The organism is Pontibacter sp. HSC-36F09 (assembly GCF_024171605.1).
Taxonomy (GTDB): domain Bacteria; phylum Bacteroidota; class Bacteroidia; order Cytophagales; family Hymenobacteraceae; genus Pontibacter.
The window spans coordinates 267,662-289,864 of record NZ_JALKAA010000004.1; the positions used below are offsets into that span (position 1 = coordinate 267,662).

Consider the following 22,203-nt stretch of genomic DNA (forward strand, 5'->3'; position numbering starts at 1 on the left):
CTATACTACCTTATATTGATTTAGTTTAAATAATTATGGATAAAATTTAATTAAAAACAAAAGTATCTGGAATGATGATCTTTCTAGTAGAATGATTTCTCACCTGTTTGCCTTAGCACTTATTATTTCAGCACTAGTCTAACCGTTTGTGTTTCATCCGGAGTGATAAGCTTCAGGTAATAAATGCCTTGATGCAGTCTTCCAGCCTGCAGTTGCTTGCTCACCAGCTTGCTGGCTTCGCTGTAACCCTGGGCTACTACACCCAGCATTTTGCCGCTGGCGTTGTAAAGCTCCAGGCGATATTCCCCTTTCTCAAAAAGTGCAAACTCCACTTGTGCAAAGTCCTGAAAAGGATTGGGGTATACCCGCAACGGAATAGACAGTGTATGTTTTTCTAAAGGCTCTGAAGTGCAGCGGCCCATTCTATCGCCCTTGTGGTTGCGCAGATGAGCCTGCACGGCTGTAGGAGGTAAGCACAGGAGGCGACCATTGTGACAAATGAGTAATTTGCCATTGCTACAGCTGACATCCTCTGTGATAACTTGTGAATACTTGATCGTGGCATATTCAGAGTCCAAGTCCGTATAATACACACTCTCGTCGTCGAGATAGCTTTGCCCTGCCACATACACATTGCCTGCAGCATCTAACCATATGGCAACAGCATTATCGATGTAATCACCCGGTCCATTGTAGGTCATCAGCCATTGCTGTACACCCTCCGGACTATATTTGATCGTGGCGTAGTCTGTATTTTGCCATTCTTGCGTCATGGTAATAGCGCCAGTGACATACACATTCCCTTCAGCATCCAAGGCGATGTCATTGCCACCGCCTCCCTGTGGTCCGCCCGGTCCATCAAAAGGTGCGGCCCAAAGCACATCTCCCAGCGTACTGTACTTGATGGTGAGGAAAGCATTATCAGGGTCCTCCTCTCTGTTGCCAGTTTGCCCGGTTACGTAGACATTCCCCTCGTCGTCCACAGCCAGCGCCCGGGCAAAATCATCTCTCGAAGCAGGCTGGTAAACTGCCAGTTCACCGGAGTCAAAGAATCGATCCCATTGCAGCACACCGGCTGAACTGTACTTTAAGGTCGTGTAGTCATACATGGGCAGGTCATCAGAGTCGAGTTCGGACCAACTGTAGCCGGTAATGTATACATTGCCGTCAGCGTCAAGGGCAAGATCGCTAGCGTAAACGCTAGACAAATGCTCAAGTCCGCTGTACCTGGCTATCCATACTTCATTCCCATCTGCATCGTATTTGATAGTCGCCGCGCTTCTAAGGAATATGTCAGCAATATCAAGGCTTGTGCCCGTAACGTATACATTGCCAGAAGCGTCCAAGGCAAGACTGGTGGCTCTGTCAGACAGGCCGGAAGGCCCGTTGTAACGTTTTATCCATTGCACGTCGCCGTCTGTGTTGTACTTGATGGTAGCATAATCATAGTTTGCGCTGCCCCCAAAGCCTGGACCGTCCACGTAAACAGAACCCGTTACATACACATTGCCTGCGGCGTCGACCTCTAAGGCCGTAGCTTGATCCCAACCGTTTCCGAGGCCATTATAATAGGCCACCCATTGTTCGTCCCCGGTTGCATTGTATTTGATAGTCACATAATCATACCTGGATCGGGGGTCACTGTCTGCGGTTTCACTGTCGGCACTGTAACCAGTCACATAGACGTTACCGGCCGCATCTAGGGCAATATCCACGGCGTGGTCTGCTCCGTTTACTGACCCGTTAAACCTTGCCACCCATAGCTGCTCACCAGCCGAGTTGTATTTGATTGTGGCAATGTCCTTAGACGCCTCTGAATCGTTGACTGGTCTACTGGTATAACTGAAGCCGGTCACATACACATTTCCTGTAGCGTCTACTACCATGGCTGTTGCCCCGTCCTGACTGTCTCCAGGACCGTTATATGTGGCGACCCATTCCTGGGTAGCTTGTGTATAACCGAATGTGGGAATGATAAGAAGGACAGCCAAGACCAGCGCTCTCCCTAATAATAAAAGTTGTTCCATTAGCTTAGCAAAAAAAATGTGAGACAACGAGTTGAAGTATGTGACAATGCCAAAACAGGCTTTCATAATGATGTTACTACTGAATAGCTTAAAAATTACAGTTGCGCATCGATCAGAAAATCATGGTAACAGAGAACATATTGTTGAGCTCGGCTACGCTATAAATCGAATAGCGTCAAGTCAGTTATTCTCCTGCTGATTGGCTGGTACCGGTTCGTTCGTAAACAAGGGCATTAAGATAAACTCAGATGAAAGGTTTGGTCTTTTATAGTACGAGTAATGTTGAACTATATAAATAAAATATAAGATGTAATTACTTTAATATGTGTGACTGGTGCATCTTGAGGAGTAAACGGATCGAATACACTAGGAAACGGTCGTTAATGAATACCCAAGGTCTTCAGAGCTGGTATCCTGCCAATTCCTGTACATTCTTAAGGAAAAGGGTATAGGGTATATTAATACGATTACATACGGCAATAGGAATCAATGATTTAAGCGCTACCTGCAATACAGGAGGAATTTACCAGTGCAAATGAGGTATATAACTGCAGTGGTGATGTGTTGAGAAGGTATGCTCATGTATTAGAATATGATTAATAAGAGCTTAATTGTGGCTCTCGAAAACTTAACCTGGGTTATTTTGAAGTTTGGTTTAGCTAAATTTGGAAAGGAAATGAGCCGCAATGCTGACGAATAAATTTGTTAATTGCGATTGTGGCTAACCGATTTTCAATTCCTATTTTGCGTATTGATTGAACTGAATATCTGGCAAAAACATGAAACAAACCACCCCCATCATTCTGATGATCGAGCCGACAGGCTTTGGGTATAACCCGGAGGCGGCTGCAACCAACAGCTTTCAGCAAGAGCTGCGTGACTTTACTCCCGGTCAGGTGCAGGATATCGCACTACTCGAGTTTAGGAATGCGGTGGCAGAACTAAGGAACCTGGGAGTGGAGGTGATCACCATGCGCGATCCTGAGAATGCAGGCACGCCTGACTCTGTGTTTCCAAACAACTGGTTCTCTACACATGCCGAAGGGCATTTGGTGACCTACCCGATGGCCTCCGCCAGCAGACGAAATGAGCGGCGGCAGGAAGTAATCGAACAAATAAAACATGCCTGCCAGTGTAAGGAGCATGTGATGTTGGAGTTTTTTGAAGAGCAGGAAACGCCGGTATACCTGGAAGGAACGGGAAGCATGGTGCTCGATAGGGTCAACAAGATAGCCTATGCCGCTGTATCGCCGCGCACGAATGAGGATGTATTGCGGCAGTTTTGCGATAAGCTGGGCTACAAGGCAGTTACATTCGAAGCTTATGGTTCGGCAGGAGAATTGATCTACCACACCAACGTGATGATGTGCGTGGGCGATACCTATGCCGTGGTGGCGCTGGAAACGGTAGCAGAGCAGGACCGCGAAATGCTTCAAACTAGTCTGACTGAAAACGGGAAAGAAATCATCGAAATCAGCAAAGAGCAGACCTACCAGCACTTTGCCGGCAACATGCTGCAGGTCGAAAACCAGCAGGGTGAGCGCATTCTGGTGATGTCGAAGGCGGCTTATGAAAGCCTGACGCCTCAGCAACTAGAGCGCATGCAGGCACATAATGAGCATATCCTATACTTGCCCATCCATATGATTGAAAAAGCAGGGGGTGGTAGTATCCGCTGCATGATCGCGGAGCTGTTCAGGAAACAGTAATTTTTCCGGGGCGCTATACCTTATACTTGCCGCCGTATACCTAGCTTTGCGGTTTCATTTATACCCGAGCCTGCATGAGCAGTATCATCTTACTTTTTCTTTGCCTGATTGTGGGGGTGCTGCTGCGGCGGGTACCGGCTTTCCCGAGCACTTCACCGGTGGTGCTCAACCAGTTCATCATCTATATTTCGCTGCCTGCACTGGCGCTCTTTGCTATACCTGAGGTAGAATTGGACAGCACCGTGCTGTTGCCGGTGGGCGTGGCCTGGATCTGCTTTGGGGCAGCTGCGTTGTTTTTCTATACCTTGGGCCGCATTTACGGCTGGTCCAAAAAGCTGATCGGCTGCCTGATTCTCACTGCCGGTCTGGGCAATACTTCCTTTGTCGGCTTCCCGATCATCGAAGCGCTTTATGGGAAGCAGGGTTTGCAAACAGCCATTCTCGTTGATTTGCCCGGTACTTTCGTGGTGGTCTCTACGCTGGGTATAGCCCTGGCTGCCTACTTTTCCAAAGGACAACCGGATTTCAAAGCCATCGGCCTCAAGATTCTCACTTTCCCGCCATTCATCGTATTTATCATCGCCTTCGCTATGAACGTGGCCAATCTGCATTTTTCAGCTGATCTGAAAGAAGTATTCAACCGACTGGGCAGCACTGTGACGCCGCTGGCGCTGGTGAGTGTGGGCATGCAGCTGCGTATCGAACGCAAGAGCAAGCACTGGCGATTTCTGTTCCTGGGCCTTGCTTTTCAGCTGATTCTGGCGCCGCTGCTGATTTATGTGCTATATGCACTGGTGCTCGGCATGCGTGGTCCGGTGGTGCAGGTGAGCATCCTCGAAGCAGGTATGGCACCCATGATCACCGCCTCCATCGTGGCCATTTCTTACGGACTCAAACCCCGGCTGGCTTCCATGATGGTGGGCTTCGGTATACCGCTTTCCTTTATCACATTAGCGGTCTGGTACCTGCTGGTGCAGGGGTTGTAGGTATAAGAGGTTAGCTATTCCTGAAGATTTCTCGTTATTTTACAAGGTATAAATACTGGTCCGGGCTATACCTGGGCCTATTCAGATTATGACACAAAACACAGCCGAGGGCATCCGCCTGAATAAATTCATCAGCGACGCCGGCATCTGCTCGCGCCGCGAAGCCGATAAACTGATAGAGCAGGGGAGGGTGCTGGTGAATGGCAAATTGCCTGAGGTCGGTGCCAGGATTAAAGGCAAAGACAAAATACAGGTAGACGGCAAGACACTGCAATGGAACCAGGTGGCACCCGTATATCTGGCGCTCAACAAACCGGCTGGCATCGAAACTACCACCGACCTCTCGCAACGCGATAACATCATCCGCTTTGTTAACTACCCGGAGCGTATCTTCCCGATTGGTCGTCTCGATAAAGACTCAGAGGGCCTGATTTTCCTGACAAACGACGGCGACATCGTAAACAAAATTCTGCGGGCCGGAAACAAGCACGAGAAAGAGTACATCGTGACGGTGGACAAGCCAATCAATGAGGACTTTGTGCAGAAGATGGGTAGTGGTGTGTCGATCCTCGGTGTGAACACCAAAAAGTGCTTTGTAGAGCAGTTGGGTGCAAACAAATTCCGCATCATCCTCACACAAGGTATGAACCGACAGATTCGTCGCATGACCGAGACACTGGGTTACGAAGTGCAGACCCTGCAGCGCATCCGCATCATGAACATTACCCTGGCTAAGCTTCCGCTCGGCCAATGGCGCGAACTCACCGACGAAGAAATTGCCACAATCCAAAGCCAGGTGGCTGACTCAGCAAAAACGGAAGAAGGGTCAGTGAGCAAAAAAAAGGCAGCAACAAATCAAACATCATCTTCACAACCAGCTCGTAAGAAGTCAACTACCAACAACCGGCCGCCCCGAAAAGAGGGTGGTGCAGGCAAGAAAAGCGGTTTCGGAGCCAGTGATGCGAAAGGAGGCAAAGGCCAGCGCGGTGCTTCGAAAGGGCCGGGTGCTAAAAAATCAGGAGGGAAGAGCAGCGCAGGTGCCAGAGGAGCCAGTCGCAACGCCCCGGCAGCCAAGGGCGGCGGACGGAAGCGACGTTAGCTTATACCTGTAATTAAGAAAGCCGGTGCATCAGGCAGGTTGTTATACCTATACCTGTTGCACCGGCTCTTTGCATTTTATGTCCTGATACCTATCTGCTGTCGGATTAAAAACTACTACTCGTTCCAGTAGACTACCTTTTTACTTCAGAAGCGACAGCAAAAAGGCACTTACTGATTATCCTCCTCTTCAGTCTCTTCCTCTTCCGGATAAGCGTTTAGTTTGATCTTTTCGATCTGGAGGTAGGTTTTGAATTGATGAATCAGCTTGTCCATTTCCTTTTCCTTCTGTTGCAAGGCATCCACTTCTTCGTCTGATGTTTGCAGCACCGGGCGCAGACGGTTCAGGCTTTCTTTCATCTGAGCTACAGCGTCTTCTGTGTGGTTGATCACATCCTGGTTTTGCTCGGCGGCCATAGCCAGTTGCAACTGACCGATGTACATTTCCAGAAATTCCACCATGTCCCAGGGATTATTCGGGCGGTTCCAGGTGAAGCCCGTGTTGCAGCGGCGGCACTTGTAGGTATTGCATTTCCAGCCGTACTCGTTTGTGGTCGAACCGGTGCGCTTCAGCATGTCGGCTTTGCTGCACTTGGGGCACTGGGCATTGTCTTCGATGATGTTGAGCAGGCGCTCCCGCTTGTCCATAATGGCAGTGCGGTTGGTGGCATGCGTGAGCAGCTGCGTCTCCAGGTTCTGGCAGGCAGCAGTCAGTTGGGAATGTTCCGCGCTAAGCTCACCTTCCTCCATCAGCTTGGCTGCACGCTTGCTAAAAAAGCGCGTCAGTTTAATCAGTTCTCTCTCGTTGGGCTTTAGAACGGCTTGTTTCATGGGGTTTCTATTTATTCAAAGTTACGAAATCCGTGGCAAAGCACGAATTGTTGAGCTGATTACCGGGATGCTTTTGCTTCGCGGGTGCGTTTGTAAATGCGGATCGCCAGCATCAGCATAGCCGAAAACAGGAGTAGTCCCACGATGCCCCAAACCATGCTCAGTGCGTTTTTGAGGACCACCAGAAAGACTATGGCGATCAGAAAGACTGTGGCCACCTCGTTCCAGATGCGTAGCTGGGTAGAGCTATACCTGATGATGCCTTTTTGCTGCTGCTTGAAAATGCTGTGACACAGGAAATGATACACGTACAGGCACACTACAAAAGCCAGCTTCCAGACAAGCCAGCCCGGAAAACCGCCGCCATACAGGTGCCACATCGTAATTCCAAAAATCAGGGTGAGCACCGCCGAGGGCCAGGTGATGCCGAACCACAGCCGCTTCTGCATGATGCGGAACTGGTTCTGCAGAATGCTGCGCTCCGGTTCCGGTTTTTCTTCTGCCTCTGCAAAGTAGATGAACAGGCGCACGATGTAAAAGAGGCCCGCAAACCAGGTAACTACAAAGATGATGTGCAGGGCTTTGATGTATAAGAATGACATAGAGCGTCAGGTTGCTGTTTCGGCAAAGGTACGTAAAAACAAAATTCCGGAAGGGAAGGCCCCATCCGGAATTTTCGGGCGGTTTAAAGTAACAATAAAAGCTTTAAACCATTTCTAAACTAAACTTATCTTAAACAGATTTACTGAAAATCGGTACGGTTAACTTGCTGGCCCACAGGCGCGCATCCAGGCACATGGCAATATTGCGAACGAAAGGCTTACCGGCAGGCAGCACTTGTATGTCGTGGTTGCTGTACTCTACCAGGCCGTCGTCGGCGAGCGGTTGCAGGCGCATAAGGGCATCTACAAAATAAGGCAGTTCTTCAGCAGACCAGCTGGTGTAGTCGCGGCACATCAGGTTTTGGATGTGGGTACGCAGCAGCATGTCTTCGCCCGTCAGCTCGTGACCTTTCAGAATTGGCAGATGTCCGGTCAGAACAGCTTCTTCGTAGGCTTCCACTTCTTTGATATTCTGCATAAAGGCCGTGCCCGTGTCAGAGATGCTGGAGCAGCCCAGGCCGATCAGCAATTCGGTATGACGTGCGGTATAGCCCATGAAATTGCGGTGTAAAGTTCCGTTATCGGCCGCAATGCACAACTCATCTTCCGGCAGGGCGAAGTGGTCCATACCTGTTTCGATGTAGCCGGCCTCTTCCAGCATGGCTCTGCCGAGTTCGTACAGACCGCGTTTCACTTCCGGTGCCGGCAGGTCAGCCTCAGAATAGCGACGCTGGCCTTTGCTCTTCCAGGGCACGTGGGCGTAGCTGTAGAAGGCGATGCGCTCCGGACGCAGCTCTTTCACTTTCTCGATCGTCATGCGCACGCTCTCTGCAGTCTGGTGGGGTAGACCATAAATAATGTCGCCGTTGATAGAGTTATAGCCGATTTCACGGGCGATGTCAAAAATTTCTTTTGTTTTGGCGAAGGTCTGGATGCGGTTGATCACGATCTGCACACGCGGGTCGAAGTCCTGTATACCTACGCTCAGTCTGCGGAAGCCCAGGTCATAAAGCACCTGCAGCTGCTCGCCATTGGTAGCGTTCGGATGCACCTCGATGCTGAAAGCCGCGTCGGGTGTCACTTCGGTAGGGGCCAGCAATCGCTCCAGCAGGTCTTTTAAATTGGCCGCACTGAAAAATGTTGGTGTGCCGCCACCCAGGTGAAGCTCCCTGATGCGTGGTTTCTCATCAAAAAGCGCCAGGTACTGCTCCCATTCCTTCAGCAGGGTTTCCAGGTAGGGCGACTCTACTGCGTGGTTTTTGGTGATACGCTTGTTACAGCCGCAGTACGTGCACAGCTGCTCACAAAAGGGCAGGTGCAGGTATAGACTGATGCCTTCTTTTTTATTGGTAGCACGAAAAGCCTGCTGCACATGGCTCATCCAACGCTCTTCGGTCAGGGGCTTTTCGTCCCAGAACGGCACGGTGGGGTAGCTGGTATAACGCGGCGAAGGTACATCGTACTTGGCCAGTAGTTCAGCGGGGGTGACAGCAGTTTTCATAATCGACTCTTCTTTATTCTATACCGAAGCAGACATCTGCTCCATTACGTTTACAAAGGTCGGGCACACAGACTGCCGAAGAAATGACATTTGTCAGTCAGCGTGTTTTTTCTGAAATTTCGGGCAGGGCAAAGGGATGATTTTTGTCATAAAAATGATTTTCCTGTTACAGGATCAGGTGCTATACCTGCCACGCAACTGCCTGCTATACCTGTTAAGCCAAATTACTATGCTCGACCATATCACGCAAACCACGCTTTTGCTGGACGAAAAAAAGTGCCTCCAGAACATTGCCATGATGGCTGAAAAGGCCGCCCGCAACAATGTACGGCTGCGGCCGCATTACAAAACGCATCAGTCGGCGCAGGTCGGGGAGTGGTTCCGGGAAGCAGGCACAACGGGCATCACAGTGTCTTCGCTCAAAATGGCGCGCTACTTTGCCTCTCATGGCTGGACTGATATACTGGTGGCTATACCTGTGAACATCCGGGAGATGGCGTTGGTAAATGAACTGGCTGCTAAAGTGCAGTTGCATCTGGTGGCCGTGAACATCGAAACGGTGCAGGCGCTGGCAGAAGAATTACAACACCCGGTTAACCTCTGGCTCAAGATCGATACCGGCTACCACCGCACGGGCATCCTGCCGCACAGTCACGATGAACTCGATGCGATAGTTACACTGGTGGAACAAAGCGACTTGCTGCAGTTCACAGGCGTGCTCGCCCACGACGGCCATACCTACAAACAAACCGATGCCGATGCCATTCGCACCATCCACCACACCACTGTTTTCCTCCTGAACCTGGTCCGCGACAGGTATAAGGCCCGCTTCCCATCGCTGAAGGTATCGATAGGGGACACGCCTTCGTTTAGTATTTTGCAGCATTTCAGCGGGGTAGACGAGATCAGGCCGGGCAATTATGTTTTTTACGACCTCACTCAGCAGCACATTGGCTCCTGCAATTTCGGACAGATAGCAGTGTGTATGGCTTGTCCGGTCATCGCCAAACACCCGGAGCGCAACGAGATCATCGTGCATGGTGGTAGTGTACATTTCTCTAAAGACAGCCTGGCCGCGGCAGATGGTTCTCTGATCTATGGGCGTGTGGTGGAATTGTCCGAAAACGGCTGGTCAGAGCCCCTGGAAGGTATAGAGGTGGTGTCGCTTTCGCAGGAGCACGGCACGCTGCGCGCCAGCGAAGCACTCTTCGACAGGTATAAGATCGGTGATCTGATAGGTATACTACCGGTCCACTCCTGTCTGACTGCCGATGTGATGGGAAGTTATACCAGACTGGACGGCAAACGACTAGAGCATCTGTCAGGTATAGGGCAGGTATAAGTTAGCTTAATGATGGCTATACCTGTAGCCGGTGCCTGACGGAATTTAGCTATAAGCACGGGTCTTTTTACAGGCGGATGAGAACTCCGTATACTCCCTGCACTACACCCGCCATTTTGTCGAAGTCGAGCGTGTCGATGGTGTCGCTGGTCTGGTGGTAGTGCGGATTGCGCAGGAAGGACGAGTCGTTGATCATGATGGCGTTGATGTTGTACTTCCAGTAGTTACGGTGGTCGGAGAGGCCCGCCAGCCCGAAGCTAGCCGGTAGATTTACCGACTGCACATCGATGTCGGTATGCTGGCGCATGAGGTCACGCACTTGTTGGGTATAGGTTTCCTGGCCTGTTTTGCCGACCACGACGATGAAATTGCCGGTATGAGGGTAATGTTTAGCCAGTTCTGAATCCGGAAACTTCTGTGAATGAGGTTCATCTGAAAAGTAACCGATCATTTCATAGCAGATCATGGCGCGCACCTTTATTTTCTGCTCATGCAGTTTTCGGGCGTGCACGGCACTGCCCATGTCCTCACTGGCAAAGTAGGGCGGCTCCTCCAAACAATAGGCGACCAGTTCGATATCATGCTGTAGCGGTGGTTTGTGCTGGTGCAGGAGCCGGGCAGTTTCGAGCAAGCCGGCCACACCGCTGGCGTTGTCATCGGCGCCGGGCTGCTCGCCACATACATCATAATGTGCTCCCACCACAATGCGTTCGGCACTACTGTTGCCCTTAAACAGGGCCACCACATTTTTGTAGGTCCTGTTATCGACTTTAAAGGACTGCTCCCTAACCTCACATTCCAACTGCTCCAATTCACCTTTGATGTACCGGACTGCCTCCTTCAATGCCTCCAGGTTCCGGTAGTTCCGTGCCGGTTTTATACCTGTCAGCTTCCCCACATCCCGGTAAAGTCGCTCTCTGCTGTTTTTCATACCATCACTTTCTTGTAGACTACCTTTTACGATATTAGCAAATTCTGTTTGGCCAGAAACTCAGGATAGCAGTCCGGGATATTCTCATAAGTTTCGCTAAGGTATAGTCTGCTTGGTCGGCAATCTTTTTTAACCTCACCTATACCTTCCATTTGCATGAAAGGCATATCTTTGCTTCCCCCGCAACAAACCATGAGCACCGTTAAAACGCCCGCACCACTAAAGCCCATCAAGGCGCCCAAGAAGGCCACGCAGGCCCCAAAGGCGCCACGTGCTGCGCCTAAGCGGAAAAAAGGGAAGAAGAAGCAGTCCAAACTACCCTTCTGGATCGGAGTTGGGGTAGTGGCGGCTATTGGTTTGCTGGTACTCTACGTGGAGTTCTTCCGGGAAAAGGAGCAGCCCATCTGGCCGGATGGGCACAGCCCGCTCGGCAATACCATACTAGGTATAGACGTGTCCAAATACCAACGTAAGATCCATTGGGAGAAGGTGCGCGACAACGATGTATCCTTTGCCTTTATCAAAGCCACCGAAGGCGTAAAGCTGAAAGACAGTCACTACGAACGCAACTGGGAGGGAACGCAGGAAGTGGGCATCATCCGGGGAGCCTACCACTTTTACCGGCCCAACGTGTCGCCGGAGGAGCAGGCCCGCAACTTCATCCAGACCGTGGTGCTGCAGCCCGGCGACCTGCCCCCCGTGCTGGATGTGGAGGTGCGCGGCAAGCAGCCACTCAACCATTTCCGGGGCGATATTAAAGAATGGCTGGTGCACGTGGAGCGGGCCTATGGCGTAAAACCCATCATCTATACCGGGTACAGCTTTTATAAGGATTACCTGGAGGGCTTCTTTGATGAATACACCCTCTGGATTGCGCACTACAATGTGAAAGAGCTGCAAATGCAGCGCACCGACCGGGCCCTGCTTTCATTCTGGCAGCACACTGACCGCGGCGTGATCGAAGGTATAAGAGGACCTGTGGACTGCAATATCTTCTACGGCACCAAAAAAGAGATACTGAAGTTGTGCATCCAACCGAAAGAACCTGCCAAAACAGCAAAGGCGCAACGATAAGCTGCGCCTTTGCTGTTTTGGCAGGCTATACCTGCTTTCAGAATTTTGTCAGGATTTCCGATTTAGGTACACATTGCCTAAACGGGAAGCTATACCTGCTTACCAATCAGTATTCCAACGGTTCTGAGCCGTGTTGAATTCACGTGAGCGGTTCTGACGATCGCGGTCCCTGCTGGTTTGGCTGCCTGACTGCAGGTAGCCGCTCGAGCCGTAGTCGCCTTCGCCATACCTGCTACGGGATGCGCGGTTGTAACCACTGCCCATGTAGTTGCCCTGATCATCGCCGTAGTTGGAGCTGTAGTAGTCGTCGCGCTCAAAGTCGTAGCGCTCCTGCCCGCCACGGCCCTCAAAACGGCGTGACACCTCGTGTCCATACAAGTCTTCTCGGTCGGCGCCATAGCGGTTGTGGCGGCTGTAGTCCCGGCTTTCTTCGCGGTAGCCGCGATTGCCCATCGATCCTCTGCCTTCACTGCCATACCTGCCCTGCGAGCCCATGCCGCTGTCGAAGGGGTGACTAGAATCATGATGGCCGCCTCTGCTGTCCCCAAAGCCCTGGGCACCACCGTAGCTGCCCATGTTGCCGTAGTTGTGGGAGGTGCTGTAGGTGTTGCTGTCGGTGATGTTGGCGTTGGAATAGTTGCGCGACCCGCCGCGTTCATTGCCCTGGTTGCCCCAGGTGCCCTGGTAGCTCTCGTTACCATAGCCGCCGTGCGCAGCGGAGCCGTAGTCGTCAAATCGATAACCGCTGTCCTGTTCCGGATGACGGTATCGTTCCGAGCGATGGGTATGGAAACCTCCTTCGTGGCGGTCGTAATCCCGGTCTGATGAGTGTCTGTTCATAGTTCTAAGTTTTAGCGTTTTACATCAATACACTATCCTTATAAACGGGAGCGAACCTCAACTGTTGGGTAATTTGTGACCGGACTTAGTGAGGAGTGGTCAGCAGGTTGGCAGGAAGGATCGTATGGGTGCGAGACCCTGACTTGACAGGCTTTTGTACGAGGGGCTTGTCCTGCTGCTGGGAGGTGTTATACGGTTTGTATCCAAATAACAGGAAGCTGGTCGAGACGGCCACGGACACCATGGTAATGACAATGGCCACGTACCGGATGCCGTCGTAGAAACTGTGCCGCGTACGCCAGATGGCTAGCCGGAGCGGCTGCAACACAGGCTGCAGGGCATTGGCGTGCAATACATTGTGGCGTACCCACTGTATGAACTTTTCCTGCCCGATCACCACAACCGAACCCAGTATACTGATGTTCACAAGCGAGAACATGGCCATCATCTGCACATAGGGGTTGGTATACAGGTGCCCGTACAGGTGCTGGCTGTAGGCGATTGCTCCAAGCATCAATCCGATCATTAGGATGTTAGGCAGGCTCAGCAGCCAGTTGTTTTTCGGTTTGTCGTCTTTGGGCGTTGGAATATAGGGCACCTTCACCCGGAAAATAGAGTAGATGAGCCCCAGCAGGAAAATCCACCAGGTGCCGGTGCGCAGAATGCCGCCGAACAGGTGGAAGCCCTTCTCATTTTTCTCGTGGTACCAGCGCTGCGCATACTGCCGGATGGCAATGGAGATGAGGAAAAACGGCGTGAACATGATCAGAAACTCACCCAGCGAGACATACCACGGAAACTCTGCCATGATCAGGGCCAGCGAAGGAATCAGGAAGTCGATCAGGTTGAACACTCCGAAGAGGTAGTAGAATGGGAGTGTACCGTAGTGGATGCGCTGCCGCCAGGTGAAGCGGCTGAACAGCTTGGGGTATACCGTGAAAAGCAGCTCAAACGTGCCGCGGCTCCACTTTACCTGCTGTTTGTAGTAAGCTGAAAGGGTACCAGGTACCAGGCCACGGTTCAGGATCTTGGGAACGTAAACTGATTTCCAGCCCTCGGCATGCAACTGCATGGCGGTGTGCATGTCTTCGGCCAGACCAGCAGCATGTCCGCCTATGCTGTCGAGGGCGCTGCGACGGAAGGTGCAGTTGGCGCCAATGGCCTGTGCCGTGCCGTGGGCATTCATGCCCATCATCATCGGGCCGTAGAAATTGTAGGTCTGCTCGGCCGCGCCATAGGCCACCAGGCTTTCCTTTTGGTTGTAATAGGCCTGCACGCACTGCACATAACCTATTTCAGGGTCTTCAAAGTAAGGCAGCACCTCATCCAGAAACTCGGGAACGGGCACGTGGTCCGGGTCCAGCACCAGGCAGATATCGCCGGTGGCCTGCTTCAGGGCATTATTAATGTTGCCGGCTTTGGCATTGATCTTCTGGGTACGGGTAACGTGGATCACGCCCAGACGCGCGCATTCCTTCCGCAGAAACGGATCATCGGCCTCGTCGCAAAGGTAGGTGGTGTGCGGGTAGCGGATGCGCTGAATGGCCTCCAGTGTGTTGATGATCATGTCGTAGGGCTCGCCGGGGCAGAAAGTAGTGAGCACATCGACCTTAAACTTAGTGCGCAGTTTGGGCTTTACCGGAACGCTCACATCGAAGTAGTGGTACCACTCATGCAGGGTGCGGAGGAGTTTGAAACCCAGCGCAGTCGTCAGCATGATGTAGAGTGGCAGGTAGCCGATATGGTCTTTATCGATGAACCAGTAAAGAAAAAGTACCATCGTGATGAGGCCCATCACGATCATCAGCCGGATTGTCAGGATATCTTTCTGTTTGGGAACAACGCCGGGAATAGAAGCTTGCTGCACTTTCGGATTACTGGCAGGAATGTTATACATCAGTAAAAGGGGTCGTGTATTATCTTAGGGGTGGCTTACTTATCATGCAAGTGCTGTTATGTATGATTCGGGGTTGCCTGGCACAATAACATCTGAAGTTTATACTCGTATTAGCCTCAAAAGTTCTATTGCTTTACCCGGAATTTTATCACACATACCCCGCTACATCCGACTATATGTTCACCCACAGTATGGTTTATCTTACCAGTAAGAGTACAATTTTATTGTTTTGCTTACTCCTTATCAACGCCTGTTCGTTCAGAACATCTGATAATCAGCAATATGTAAAAAAAGGCCGCACGGTAGAGGTAGTGAAAGAGGGCGACAAGTATACCCTGTACCGCAACGGTGAACCGTACTTTATCAAGGGGGCCGCTGGATATGAACATTTTGACAAGGTAGCAGCCTATGGCGGCAATTCTATTAGGGTATGGCACACCGACGAGGATACCCAGCGCCTGCTGGACGAAGCGCATCAACAAGGCCTGACCGTGATGCTGGGGCTCTGGATGGAGCGTGAGCGGGAAGGGTTTAACTACTACGACAAAGACGACGTGGCCGCCCAGAGAGAGCGCCTGCGTGCGGAAGTTCTCAAATACAAAGACCATCCGGCCCTGCTGATGTGGGTGGTGGGCAACGAACTGTACGCGGAAGGGTCGAACGTGAAGGTATGGGATGCCGTGAATGGCGTGGCCGAAATGATTCACGAAGTAGACCCCAATCACCCGACTACGACCACGGTGATGAACGTGCCAAAACAGGTGGTGAACCTAATCAACCGCCGCTGTCCGGCCATCGACATTCTGTCTATCAACTCATTCGGAGCCCTGCACGACCTGCCTACTGAATTACGCGGAACGGACTGGAATGGTCCCTATGTGATAGCCGAGTTCGGAGGACGCGGATATTGGGAAACCAATACCACCTGGTGGTATGCGCCCATCGAACAGAACAGTTCTGAGAAAGCCGCCTTCGCCCGTGAAAGGTATGAGAAAACCGTACTGGCTGACGCTGATCGCTGCCTGGGCGCCTACGCTTTTATCTGGGGCTACAAGTATGAAACGACACCGACCTGGTTCAGCATCATGACCGAAACTGGCGAAGAAACCGAAATGGCGCAGGTGATGCGCGAGATATGGAGCGGGAAAAGGAACTTCAACAGGGCGCCGCACATTGCATACCTGTCCCTCAAGGGCATTTTTCCATTAGACCAGGTATACCTGCAGCCCGGCGAATTGTCCACGGTAGCCGTGTTTGCAACTGATGCCGATGGCGATAGTCTGCGGGTAGATTGGGAGCTGCTGCCTGAAACCGTGAGTGAAGACGGCAACGCCATCAAAGAGCAAAAGCCAAAAGCCCTACCTGATGTGATCCAGCAAACGGAGGGCAACAGCGCCGTCCTGAAAGCCCCGCAGCGGGACGGCGCCTACCGGCTGTACGCCTATGTGTACGACGGCCAGGGGAACGTCGCCACCGCCAACTTTCCGTTTTATGTGAAGGCCGGCAACACCTTTAGTTCAGCATTGGATTTTTACTAAGCAAATCAACGCTGTAGTTAAATTATTTGGCTGATTTTTAGACTTATTTCATCGTCTTGCCCTGGGTTAATCTTTATTTAGTAACCGCTACAACCAATTCGGCGCTTCTACAGTAAACCACTTACCTCAGTTTTAGATTTAGGAGTAGTACAATTTAGACCGTTTCCGATAGAAGCAGTCTTCAGGCCATGCTGTCTCCTGCTGAACATTTCAAAGATCCTAGAGCCTGAATGAACAAATGAACAAGCAACTGAATAATACAAAAATAAAAAAGGCCCAGTCCACGGGTATAGCTACCGGCACAATGTCAAAAAATGGGCAAAAAACCCCAAAAAAGCTGGAGGCGGGGGACTTTTACAAAGAGGCGTTGAGCCTGCTAGTGAAGAGCGAAGCGAAATTTCTGGTTGGAGGCGGACTCGCGCTGGACAGGTATACGGGAATCAACAGGGCCACCAAAGACCTCGACATTTTCTGCAAAGTAGGAGAGTGCCCGCGAATCCTCAAAACCTTTGCTGAGAGCGGCTATTATACCGAAATGACTGACCCCCGCTGGCTGGCCAAAGCCAAAAAGGAAGATCACCTGATGGACCTGATCTACAACAACCCGGCCAGCCTATGCCCTGTGGACGACCGCTGGTTTGAGTATGCCACTGAAGGCGAGTTGTATGGCGTCAAAGTGAAGTTTATGCCGCCCGAAGAGCTCATCTGGTGCAAACTGTACGTACAGAACCGGGAGCGTTACGATGGTTCTGACATCAACCACCTCATCCTGCGCTGCGGCGAAAAGCTCGACTGGAACCGTCTTTGGTCCTATACCGAACAGCACTGGCAGCTTGTGCTGGCCCAGTTCATGAGCTTCCATTTTGTGTACCCATCCGACCGCGACATCATACCCCGCTGGCTGATGGACGAGCTGCTGCTGCGGGCCAAAGAGCAGTACGATGTGGAAACACCCAAAGAGAAAATCTGCCGGGGCCCCTACATCGATCAAACCCAGTATGGCCACGACATCACAGTTTGGGACTACAAAGCAATGACCATGCGCACCATATAGATACCAAGGCTGATGTGTACGCTGCTATACTTGTAGGAAACGGAATGAGACTTCGTGTTTTTCCAGAGTCAGTAGCAGATTTTTGGGCAGGTATAGTTTGTGTTTTAATTCATCGTTCCTATAAGTATAGCGCTTAATCAAGAAGGCTATACCTACTGGTATCACGACAAAGGCCCTGAGTTACATGGCCTTTGTCGTTTCAGAATTTATCGCTGCGTCGCTCCAGCAGAATGGTGTTGTGCCATACGCCGTGCAACTGGGCAATGCGGTCGCGGTAGCCGATCTGCCGGAAACCGTGCCGTTCCTGCATGCGCAGGCTGGTGGTATTATCGGCGAAGGTGGAGGATTGCAGCGTCCAGATGCCGTTGGCCTCGCTCTCCTCGATCATAGCGCGCATCAGTTGGTCGGCTATACCTTTGCCACGGTGGTGGGTAGCAATGTAAATGCTGAACTCAGCCACGCCACGGTAGCAGGCTCTGGAAGACACAGGCAGCAGCGCCACCCAACCCAGCACTTCATCGTTTTCAATCGCCACCAAACGGGTATGTGGCAGATGGCTACGGTCCCATTCTTCCCAGGTGGGCACTTCGGTGTTGAAGGTCGAGTAGCCGGTTTCCAGGCCCTCGCCATAGATGCGGAGTACCTCGTTTGCATGCTCCGCTTGCATCGGTACAAGCTGTATCATCGCCTATTTCCAGATCAAAATTAGCGTGCCGCACAAGATCACACCCATACCTAGTAGCAGGCGCGGTGTGAGCGGCTCGTTCAGCAAAAAGTATGAGAGGCCTACCGTCACCAGTATACCTGCCCGGTCTATTGTCGCCACCACCGACACATCGGCTGTTTTGATGGCTTTAAAGTACAGAATCCAGTAGACGGCGGTGCAGGCGCCGGCCAGTATGAACCAGGTGAGCGTTTTGTTGTCGATTTGCCGGGCTGTTTTGAGTCCGCCTGCGTACAGCGCGTGCCCGAGCACCATCATAAACAGCACCCCCGTGCGTATAACCAAAGCCAGGTGCTCGTTGGCATTGTTATTCATTCCCATCTTCGCAAACACCATTGCCACGCCCCCTGTGAGCATGGCAACGAGTGCATATCCTAACCAAGGTTCCATTATCCTATAAATTTCAGGCTGCAATAGTACGATAGGTTTTGTTCTTTCCCGCTACTTCCAGTCGGAATTTTTTATCCTATTGCCAGCCCCAGCACTTTTACTTTTTGGTGAGCTGGCTAGCGGCTCTCACCTGAATAATTTCCGCTTTCATGGCTTCCAGATCAGTACGGAATTTTGGACTCTTCATCAGCTTGTGCACAAACTGGCGGGCAAACTCTTTCCCGGCCTCCGAGTCGCTTGGGTAGTGCACCCCGCGGGTTTCTCTGGAGAAGGCCATGTCACTGGCAACACCCAGGAAGTGATCCTGATACTCTGGGAAGATGTGGCCCAAAATATAGGCATGCACATGGGAAGTTGAAGAATGTCCGCTCGGGTAGGAGGCGTGTCCCGGCGCTTCGAGGTTTTCCAGGCGGCTGTCCAGTTGGTATGGTCTCGGGCGCTTGAAGTCGTTTTTGAGTGAGAAGATATAATAAGTAGCGTCCTGTATTACATGCTGAAATACCTTTGATGTAACCGGCAGCTTTTCTGCATTGAACCATGGCCCAAGATCGCGCCCGATGTAGAACAAGCTGTTGAGGTTTCGGGTATAGTCCGCATCAGTTGGGTTGGTAGTCAGTGGGTCGTAGTATACGGCAGCCAAGGTTTCGGTACGGTTAATGGCTTCGGCATTCCGGTTCTTTTGCAGGTATAGCAGAAAGTCGAGTTCAGCGCGGGTCTCAGCAGAGTTATTGGCCGGAAAAGGCTTCAGTTTGAACTTGCTGACGGGCACATCTACGTATACTGTGCGCAGCTTCAGGTAGGCGCCCCGTTTGAAATCTGCTTCCGGAAAGGTGATGTCATCCAAAGATCGGATGGCCACATCCAACTTATTTTCTTTTGCGGGTTTCTTGCCGCCATCAATTACCATAGTCGTTTGAGCAAGCGCCGCTGTTTGCAGGGCCATGCTCAATAGCAAGACCAAGGTTAATATGCGGAGGGGAGAGGCCCCTTTATGTTGGCGCTCACAAGCGGCTTTGTTGCAGGTATGCTGCGCATCCGGCTGCTGTTCTTTTGTCGTTTGGCTGTGCTGCGCTGCTTTTTGATTTTTGACAGACTGCGGTGTTGCGAATTGATAGATCGGTTCCATGTGATGAATTCTTTATTGTTTTGGTTTAAATTCATCAGGATGACGGGGAGGGGAGCGGAAAGACGCAGGGGTTTGGAAAAAATTTATAACAAGTTTTTGGATTAGACGATTGACAGAAATCTTATGCATGGTTGTTATCCTCCTACCTTTTTTGTCTGAATCAGGATTTACAGGATTTTAAGATTTACAGGATTCTCGTGCACGATTGTCATCCCCCTGCCCCCTTCGAAGTACAGGGCCGTTAAGTTCTGCAGACAACTATCCCCTTGAGGGGATTATAGGGGTGTAACTTCAATCCTTGAATGCCAATCATTAGCTAATTTGCTTTTCTCTTACATCAGTCAACACCCCTCTGCGCTCCCCTCAAGGGGAGAATTTGGTAGAACTTAACGGCCCTGCCCTTCAAAGGGGGACTCTCCTGTAGCTGCCAGTCCACAGGTATAAACTTCGTTGTAATTGTTCTGTTATACCGGGTCCAACCACCCCTAACCCCTCCTTGTCTAAGGAGGGGAGTCTGGAGTTGCCATTTCACAGGTCTAGGCTTCGTAGTACGCATCAAACACCACTGACAGGTATAGCAAGAGTAACTTGCACCGTAAGCGATGAAACAGATAGCTCTAACCAGGTGCACAAAACGACGCTCCACTGTTCGAGCGTTCAGCGAGTTTGGAGCGTCTTGATTTTTTTGCTTACTTTTTTCATCAAGGAAAAAAGTAGGTGCCCGCCGCACAGGCGAAGCTATAAAACAAATTAGCTTAAGGTATAGGAAGGCTTAAGCTACGCTAGGTATAGGTATACCACGCCAGCTATAACTTGTACGGGGCCAGAGGCCCCACGATAGCAGACACAAGCGGGGACGCTTGCGCCACAGCTAATAGCTATACTGCAACCACTGAGTATACACCCGCAAACCAAAACCTTTCCCATATTCTTACTACCTTAGCGCCACATTGCCGCCGGCAGTAGCGGATAAGAAATTCAACATTAGACATAAACAATCATACATGAGCACTGAAGTAAGAGCACTCGAGCCGAAAGCCCTCTGGAATAATTTCGCTGACCTGAACGCCGTGGCGCGGCCATCCAAAAAAGAAGAACGTGTCGTTGCCTTCATGATGGAGTTCGGTCAGAAACTCGGCTTGGAAACCATCCAGGACGAGATCGGCAACGTCATCATCAAGAAACCCGCCACAACGGGTATGGAAGACCGCAAAACGGTGCTGATTCAGAGCCACGTCGACATGGTGCACCAGAAAAACGCAGATACAGATTTCGATTTTAACACGCAGGGCATCGATATGTATGTGGACGGTGACTGGGTGAAGGCACGCGGCACGACACTGGGTGCTGACAACGGACTGGGTGTGGCTTCCATCATGACTTTGCTTGCCGCTAAGGATATTGCGCATCCAGCCATTGAGGCGTTGTTTACGATAGACGAAGAGACAGGTATGACCGGTGCCCTCGGCCTGAAAGGCGGGGTGCTGGAAGCTGAGATCATGCTTAACCTCGACACCGAAGACGACACCGAACTGACCATCGGCTGCGCCGGCGGTGTGGACATTAACGCCAGCGACACTTACCAGCCGGAAGGTATAAACGGCGATATGAAAGGTTATAAGCTGAGCATTAAAGGCCTGACTGGCGGACACTCCGGTATGGACATTTACCTGGGTCGCGGCAATGCTAATAAACTAATGAACCGTTTGCTGCACCAGGCTGCTGAAAAAGTTGGCCTGCGCATCGGCTCAATCGACGGGGGTAGCCTTCGCAATGCTATTCCGCGTGAGTCGGTGGCTGTGGTGGCTATACCTGCTGGCGAGGCGGCAGCTTTCGAAAAGTTTGTGGAAGAACTGACGACCATTCTGAAGAACGAGCATGCTACGACTGATCCTAATCTGGCTGTGACGGTAGAGCAGGTAGAAGCTCCGGCGCAGGTATTGCCAGCTGATTATCAGGCAGATTTGTTGCGTGCGCTTTACGCCTGCCAAAACGGGGTGTATCGCATGAGTCCGGACATTGAACACCTGGTGCAGACCTCCAACAACGTAGCCCGCGTGCTGGTGCAGGACGGCAAACTGACCGTGCAGTGCCTCACGCGCAGCTCCGTGGACAGTGAGAAAATGGACCTGGCTGCTGGAATTAAAAGCGCACTTGAGTTAGCCGGTGCTACCGTGTCACTGAGCGGGATGTATCCGGGCTGGATGCCTCGTCCGGGTGCCGGCATCGTGCAGCTGATGAGTGACCTCTACAGAGAGAAGTATAACGGGGAAGCCCACGTGAATGCCTGCCACGCCGGTTTGGAGTGCGGTATCATCGGGGCAAATTATCCGGAAATGGAGATGATCTCGTTCGGACCTAACATCCGCGGCGCACACTCACCTGACGAAAAAGTACAGATCAGCTCGGTGCAGAAGTACTGGGATTTCCTGCTGGATACGCTGAAACGTATACCTGCGAAGGCGTAACACTAACTTAGGCCTATAAAGCAAAGCCCCTTCCGGAATCATCCGGAAGGGGCTTTTTTATACCT

At 51.4% G+C, this 22,203-nt stretch carries 18 protein-coding genes; 8 read left to right on the plus strand and 10 right to left on the minus strand.

All coding sequences use genetic code 11. The features are described from left to right. Positions 1-122 precede the first annotated feature (122 nt). Positions 123-2,027 (minus strand): SBBP repeat-containing protein, encoded by a 1,905-nt coding sequence (locus L1278_RS14085; RefSeq protein WP_253405498.1) that lies wholly within the window; start codon positions 2,025-2,027, stop codon positions 123-125. A 779-nt stretch (positions 2,028-2,806) separates the two neighbouring features. Between L1278_RS14085 and ctlX the strand changes: the two genes are divergently transcribed. From ctlX to rluF, 3 genes are all read left to right on the plus strand, one after another. Then, the gene (gene ctlX / locus L1278_RS14090) at positions 2,807-3,736 is read left to right on the plus strand and encodes a citrulline utilization hydrolase CtlX (RefSeq protein ID WP_253405500.1); all 930 of its coding nucleotides are present in this window, start codon (positions 2,807-2,809) and stop codon (positions 3,734-3,736) included. Between the two features lie 74 nt (positions 3,737-3,810). Continuing rightward, the gene (locus L1278_RS14095; protein WP_253405502.1) at positions 3,811-4,722 is read left to right on the plus strand and encodes an AEC family transporter; all 912 of its coding nucleotides are present in this window, start codon (positions 3,811-3,813) and stop codon (positions 4,720-4,722) included. 88 nt (positions 4,723-4,810) lie between these two features. Further along, complete coding sequence (rluF, locus tag L1278_RS14100) at positions 4,811-5,821, plus strand: 23S rRNA pseudouridine(2604) synthase RluF (RefSeq protein WP_253405505.1); 1,011 nt, start codon at positions 4,811-4,813, stop codon at positions 5,819-5,821. Between the two features lie 170 nt (positions 5,822-5,991). Here rluF and L1278_RS14105 read toward each other — a convergent pair whose 3' ends face one another. The 3 genes from L1278_RS14105 to hemN all read right to left on the minus strand — a co-directional run bounded on the left by L1278_RS14105 (position 5,992) and on the right by hemN (position 8,754). Continuing rightward, positions 5,992-6,651, minus strand: coding sequence for a hypothetical protein (locus L1278_RS14105; protein WP_253405507.1), 660 nt, complete (start codon positions 6,649-6,651; stop codon positions 5,992-5,994). Positions 6,652-6,710: 59 nt separating this feature from the next. After that, positions 6,711-7,253 carry a CopD family protein gene (locus L1278_RS14110; RefSeq protein ID WP_253405509.1) on the minus strand — a complete coding sequence of 181 codons (543 nt, stop codon included), beginning with the start codon at positions 7,251-7,253 and terminating at the stop codon, positions 6,711-6,713. 130 nt (positions 7,254-7,383) lie between these two features. Beyond that, the gene (gene hemN / locus L1278_RS14115; RefSeq protein WP_253405510.1) at positions 7,384-8,754 is read right to left on the minus strand and encodes an oxygen-independent coproporphyrinogen III oxidase; all 1,371 of its coding nucleotides are present in this window, start codon (positions 8,752-8,754) and stop codon (positions 7,384-7,386) included. 154 nt (positions 8,755-8,908) lie between these two features. Here hemN and L1278_RS14120 point away from each other — a divergent pair, with 154 nt between their 5' ends. Next, positions 8,909-10,096 (plus strand): alanine racemase, encoded by a 1,188-nt coding sequence (locus tag L1278_RS14120; RefSeq protein ID WP_253405511.1) that lies wholly within the window; start codon positions 8,909-8,911, stop codon positions 10,094-10,096. 67 nt (positions 10,097-10,163) lie between these two features. Here the strand turns inward: L1278_RS14120 and L1278_RS14125 are convergent, their stop codons facing one another. Further along, complete coding sequence (locus L1278_RS14125) at positions 10,164-11,027, minus strand: M28 family peptidase (RefSeq protein ID WP_253405512.1); 864 nt, start codon at positions 11,025-11,027, stop codon at positions 10,164-10,166. A gap of 156 nt (positions 11,028-11,183) precedes the next feature. On the opposite strand from L1278_RS14125, the gene L1278_RS14130 reads away from it, so the two are divergent. After that, on the plus strand, positions 11,184-12,101 hold the full coding sequence (locus tag L1278_RS14130; protein ID WP_253405513.1) for a glycoside hydrolase family 25 protein: 918 nt from the start codon (positions 11,184-11,186) through the stop codon (positions 12,099-12,101). A 99-nt stretch (positions 12,102-12,200) separates the two neighbouring features. On the opposite strand, the gene L1278_RS14135 is transcribed toward L1278_RS14130, so the two are convergent. Beyond that, positions 12,201-12,941, minus strand: a complete 741-nt coding sequence (locus L1278_RS14135) for a hypothetical protein (RefSeq protein WP_253405515.1) — start codon at positions 12,939-12,941, stop codon at positions 12,201-12,203. A gap of 85 nt (positions 12,942-13,026) precedes the next feature. Further along, positions 13,027-14,838 carry a glycosyltransferase gene (locus L1278_RS14140; protein ID WP_253405516.1) on the minus strand — a complete coding sequence of 604 codons (1,812 nt, stop codon included), beginning with the start codon at positions 14,836-14,838 and terminating at the stop codon, positions 13,027-13,029. A 224-nt stretch (positions 14,839-15,062) separates the two neighbouring features. Here L1278_RS14140 and L1278_RS14145 point away from each other — a divergent pair, with 224 nt between their 5' ends. Both L1278_RS14145 and L1278_RS14150 read left to right on the plus strand, forming a co-directional pair. Beyond that, complete coding sequence (locus L1278_RS14145; RefSeq protein WP_253405517.1) at positions 15,063-16,376, plus strand: glycoside hydrolase family 2 TIM barrel-domain containing protein; 1,314 nt, start codon at positions 15,063-15,065, stop codon at positions 16,374-16,376. Between the two features lie 238 nt (positions 16,377-16,614). Next, on the plus strand, positions 16,615-17,430 hold the full coding sequence (locus tag L1278_RS14150) for a nucleotidyltransferase (protein ID WP_253405518.1): 816 nt from the start codon (positions 16,615-16,617) through the stop codon (positions 17,428-17,430). Between the two features lie 199 nt (positions 17,431-17,629). On the opposite strand, the gene L1278_RS14155 is transcribed toward L1278_RS14150, so the two are convergent. The 3 genes from L1278_RS14155 to L1278_RS14165 all read right to left on the minus strand — a co-directional run bounded on the left by L1278_RS14155 (position 17,630) and on the right by L1278_RS14165 (position 19,670). Further along, entirely contained in the window at positions 17,630-18,115 is a 486-nt protein-coding gene (locus L1278_RS14155) for a GNAT family N-acetyltransferase (protein ID WP_253405519.1), read from the minus strand. A 3-nt stretch (positions 18,116-18,118) separates the two neighbouring features. Further along, positions 18,119-18,544 carry an EamA family transporter gene (locus L1278_RS14160; RefSeq protein ID WP_253405520.1) on the minus strand — a complete coding sequence of 142 codons (426 nt, stop codon included), beginning with the start codon at positions 18,542-18,544 and terminating at the stop codon, positions 18,119-18,121. 97 nt (positions 18,545-18,641) lie between these two features. Next, on the minus strand, positions 18,642-19,670 hold the full coding sequence (locus L1278_RS14165) for a phosphatase PAP2 family protein (RefSeq protein ID WP_253405521.1): 1,029 nt from the start codon (positions 19,668-19,670) through the stop codon (positions 18,642-18,644). A 1,004-nt stretch (positions 19,671-20,674) separates the two neighbouring features. Between L1278_RS14165 and L1278_RS14170 the strand changes: the two genes are divergently transcribed. Continuing rightward, a complete protein-coding gene (locus tag L1278_RS14170) occupies positions 20,675-22,138 on the plus strand; it encodes an aminoacyl-histidine dipeptidase (RefSeq protein WP_253405524.1) in 1,464 nt (487 codons plus the stop codon). Positions 22,139-22,203: the final 65 nt, after the last annotated feature.

Bases quoted from the DNA above. Each gene is read 5' to 3' on its own strand.
- L1278_RS14085 (WP_253405498.1), bottom strand. From the start codon at position 2,027: ATGGAACAACTTTTATTATTAGGGAGAGCGCTGGTCTTGGCTGTCCTT.
- ctlX (WP_253405500.1), top strand. From the start codon at position 2,807: ATGAAACAAACCACCCCCATCATTCTGATGATCGAGCCGACAGGCTTT.
- L1278_RS14095 (WP_253405502.1), top strand. From the start codon at position 3,811: ATGAGCAGTATCATCTTACTTTTTCTTTGCCTGATTGTGGGGGTGCTG.
- rluF (WP_253405505.1), top strand. From the start codon at position 4,811: ATGACACAAAACACAGCCGAGGGCATCCGCCTGAATAAATTCATCAGC.
- L1278_RS14105 (WP_253405507.1), bottom strand. From the start codon at position 6,651: ATGAAACAAGCCGTTCTAAAGCCCAACGAGAGAGAACTGATTAAACTG.
- L1278_RS14110 (WP_253405509.1), bottom strand. From the start codon at position 7,253: ATGTCATTCTTATACATCAAAGCCCTGCACATCATCTTTGTAGTTACC.
- hemN (WP_253405510.1), bottom strand. From the start codon at position 8,754: ATGAAAACTGCTGTCACCCCCGCTGAACTACTGGCCAAGTACGATGTA.
- L1278_RS14120 (WP_253405511.1), top strand. From the start codon at position 8,909: ATGATTTTCCTGTTACAGGATCAGGTGCTATACCTGCCACGCAACTGC.
- L1278_RS14125 (WP_253405512.1), bottom strand. From the start codon at position 11,027: ATGAAAAACAGCAGAGAGCGACTTTACCGGGATGTGGGGAAGCTGACA.
- L1278_RS14130 (WP_253405513.1), top strand. From the start codon at position 11,184: ATGAAAGGCATATCTTTGCTTCCCCCGCAACAAACCATGAGCACCGTT.
- L1278_RS14135 (WP_253405515.1), bottom strand. From the start codon at position 12,941: ATGAACAGACACTCATCAGACCGGGATTACGACCGCCACGAAGGAGGT.
- L1278_RS14140 (WP_253405516.1), bottom strand. From the start codon at position 14,838: ATGTATAACATTCCTGCCAGTAATCCGAAAGTGCAGCAAGCTTCTATT.
- L1278_RS14150 (WP_253405518.1), top strand. From the start codon at position 16,615: ATGAACAAGCAACTGAATAATACAAAAATAAAAAAGGCCCAGTCCACG.
- L1278_RS14155 (WP_253405519.1), bottom strand. From the start codon at position 18,115: ATGATACAGCTTGTACCGATGCAAGCGGAGCATGCAAACGAGGTACTC.
- L1278_RS14160 (WP_253405520.1), bottom strand. From the start codon at position 18,544: ATGGAACCTTGGTTAGGATATGCACTCGTTGCCATGCTCACAGGGGGC.
- L1278_RS14165 (WP_253405521.1), bottom strand. From the start codon at position 19,670: ATGGAACCGATCTATCAATTCGCAACACCGCAGTCTGTCAAAAATCAA.
- L1278_RS14170 (WP_253405524.1), top strand. From the start codon at position 20,675: ATGAGCACTGAAGTAAGAGCACTCGAGCCGAAAGCCCTCTGGAATAAT.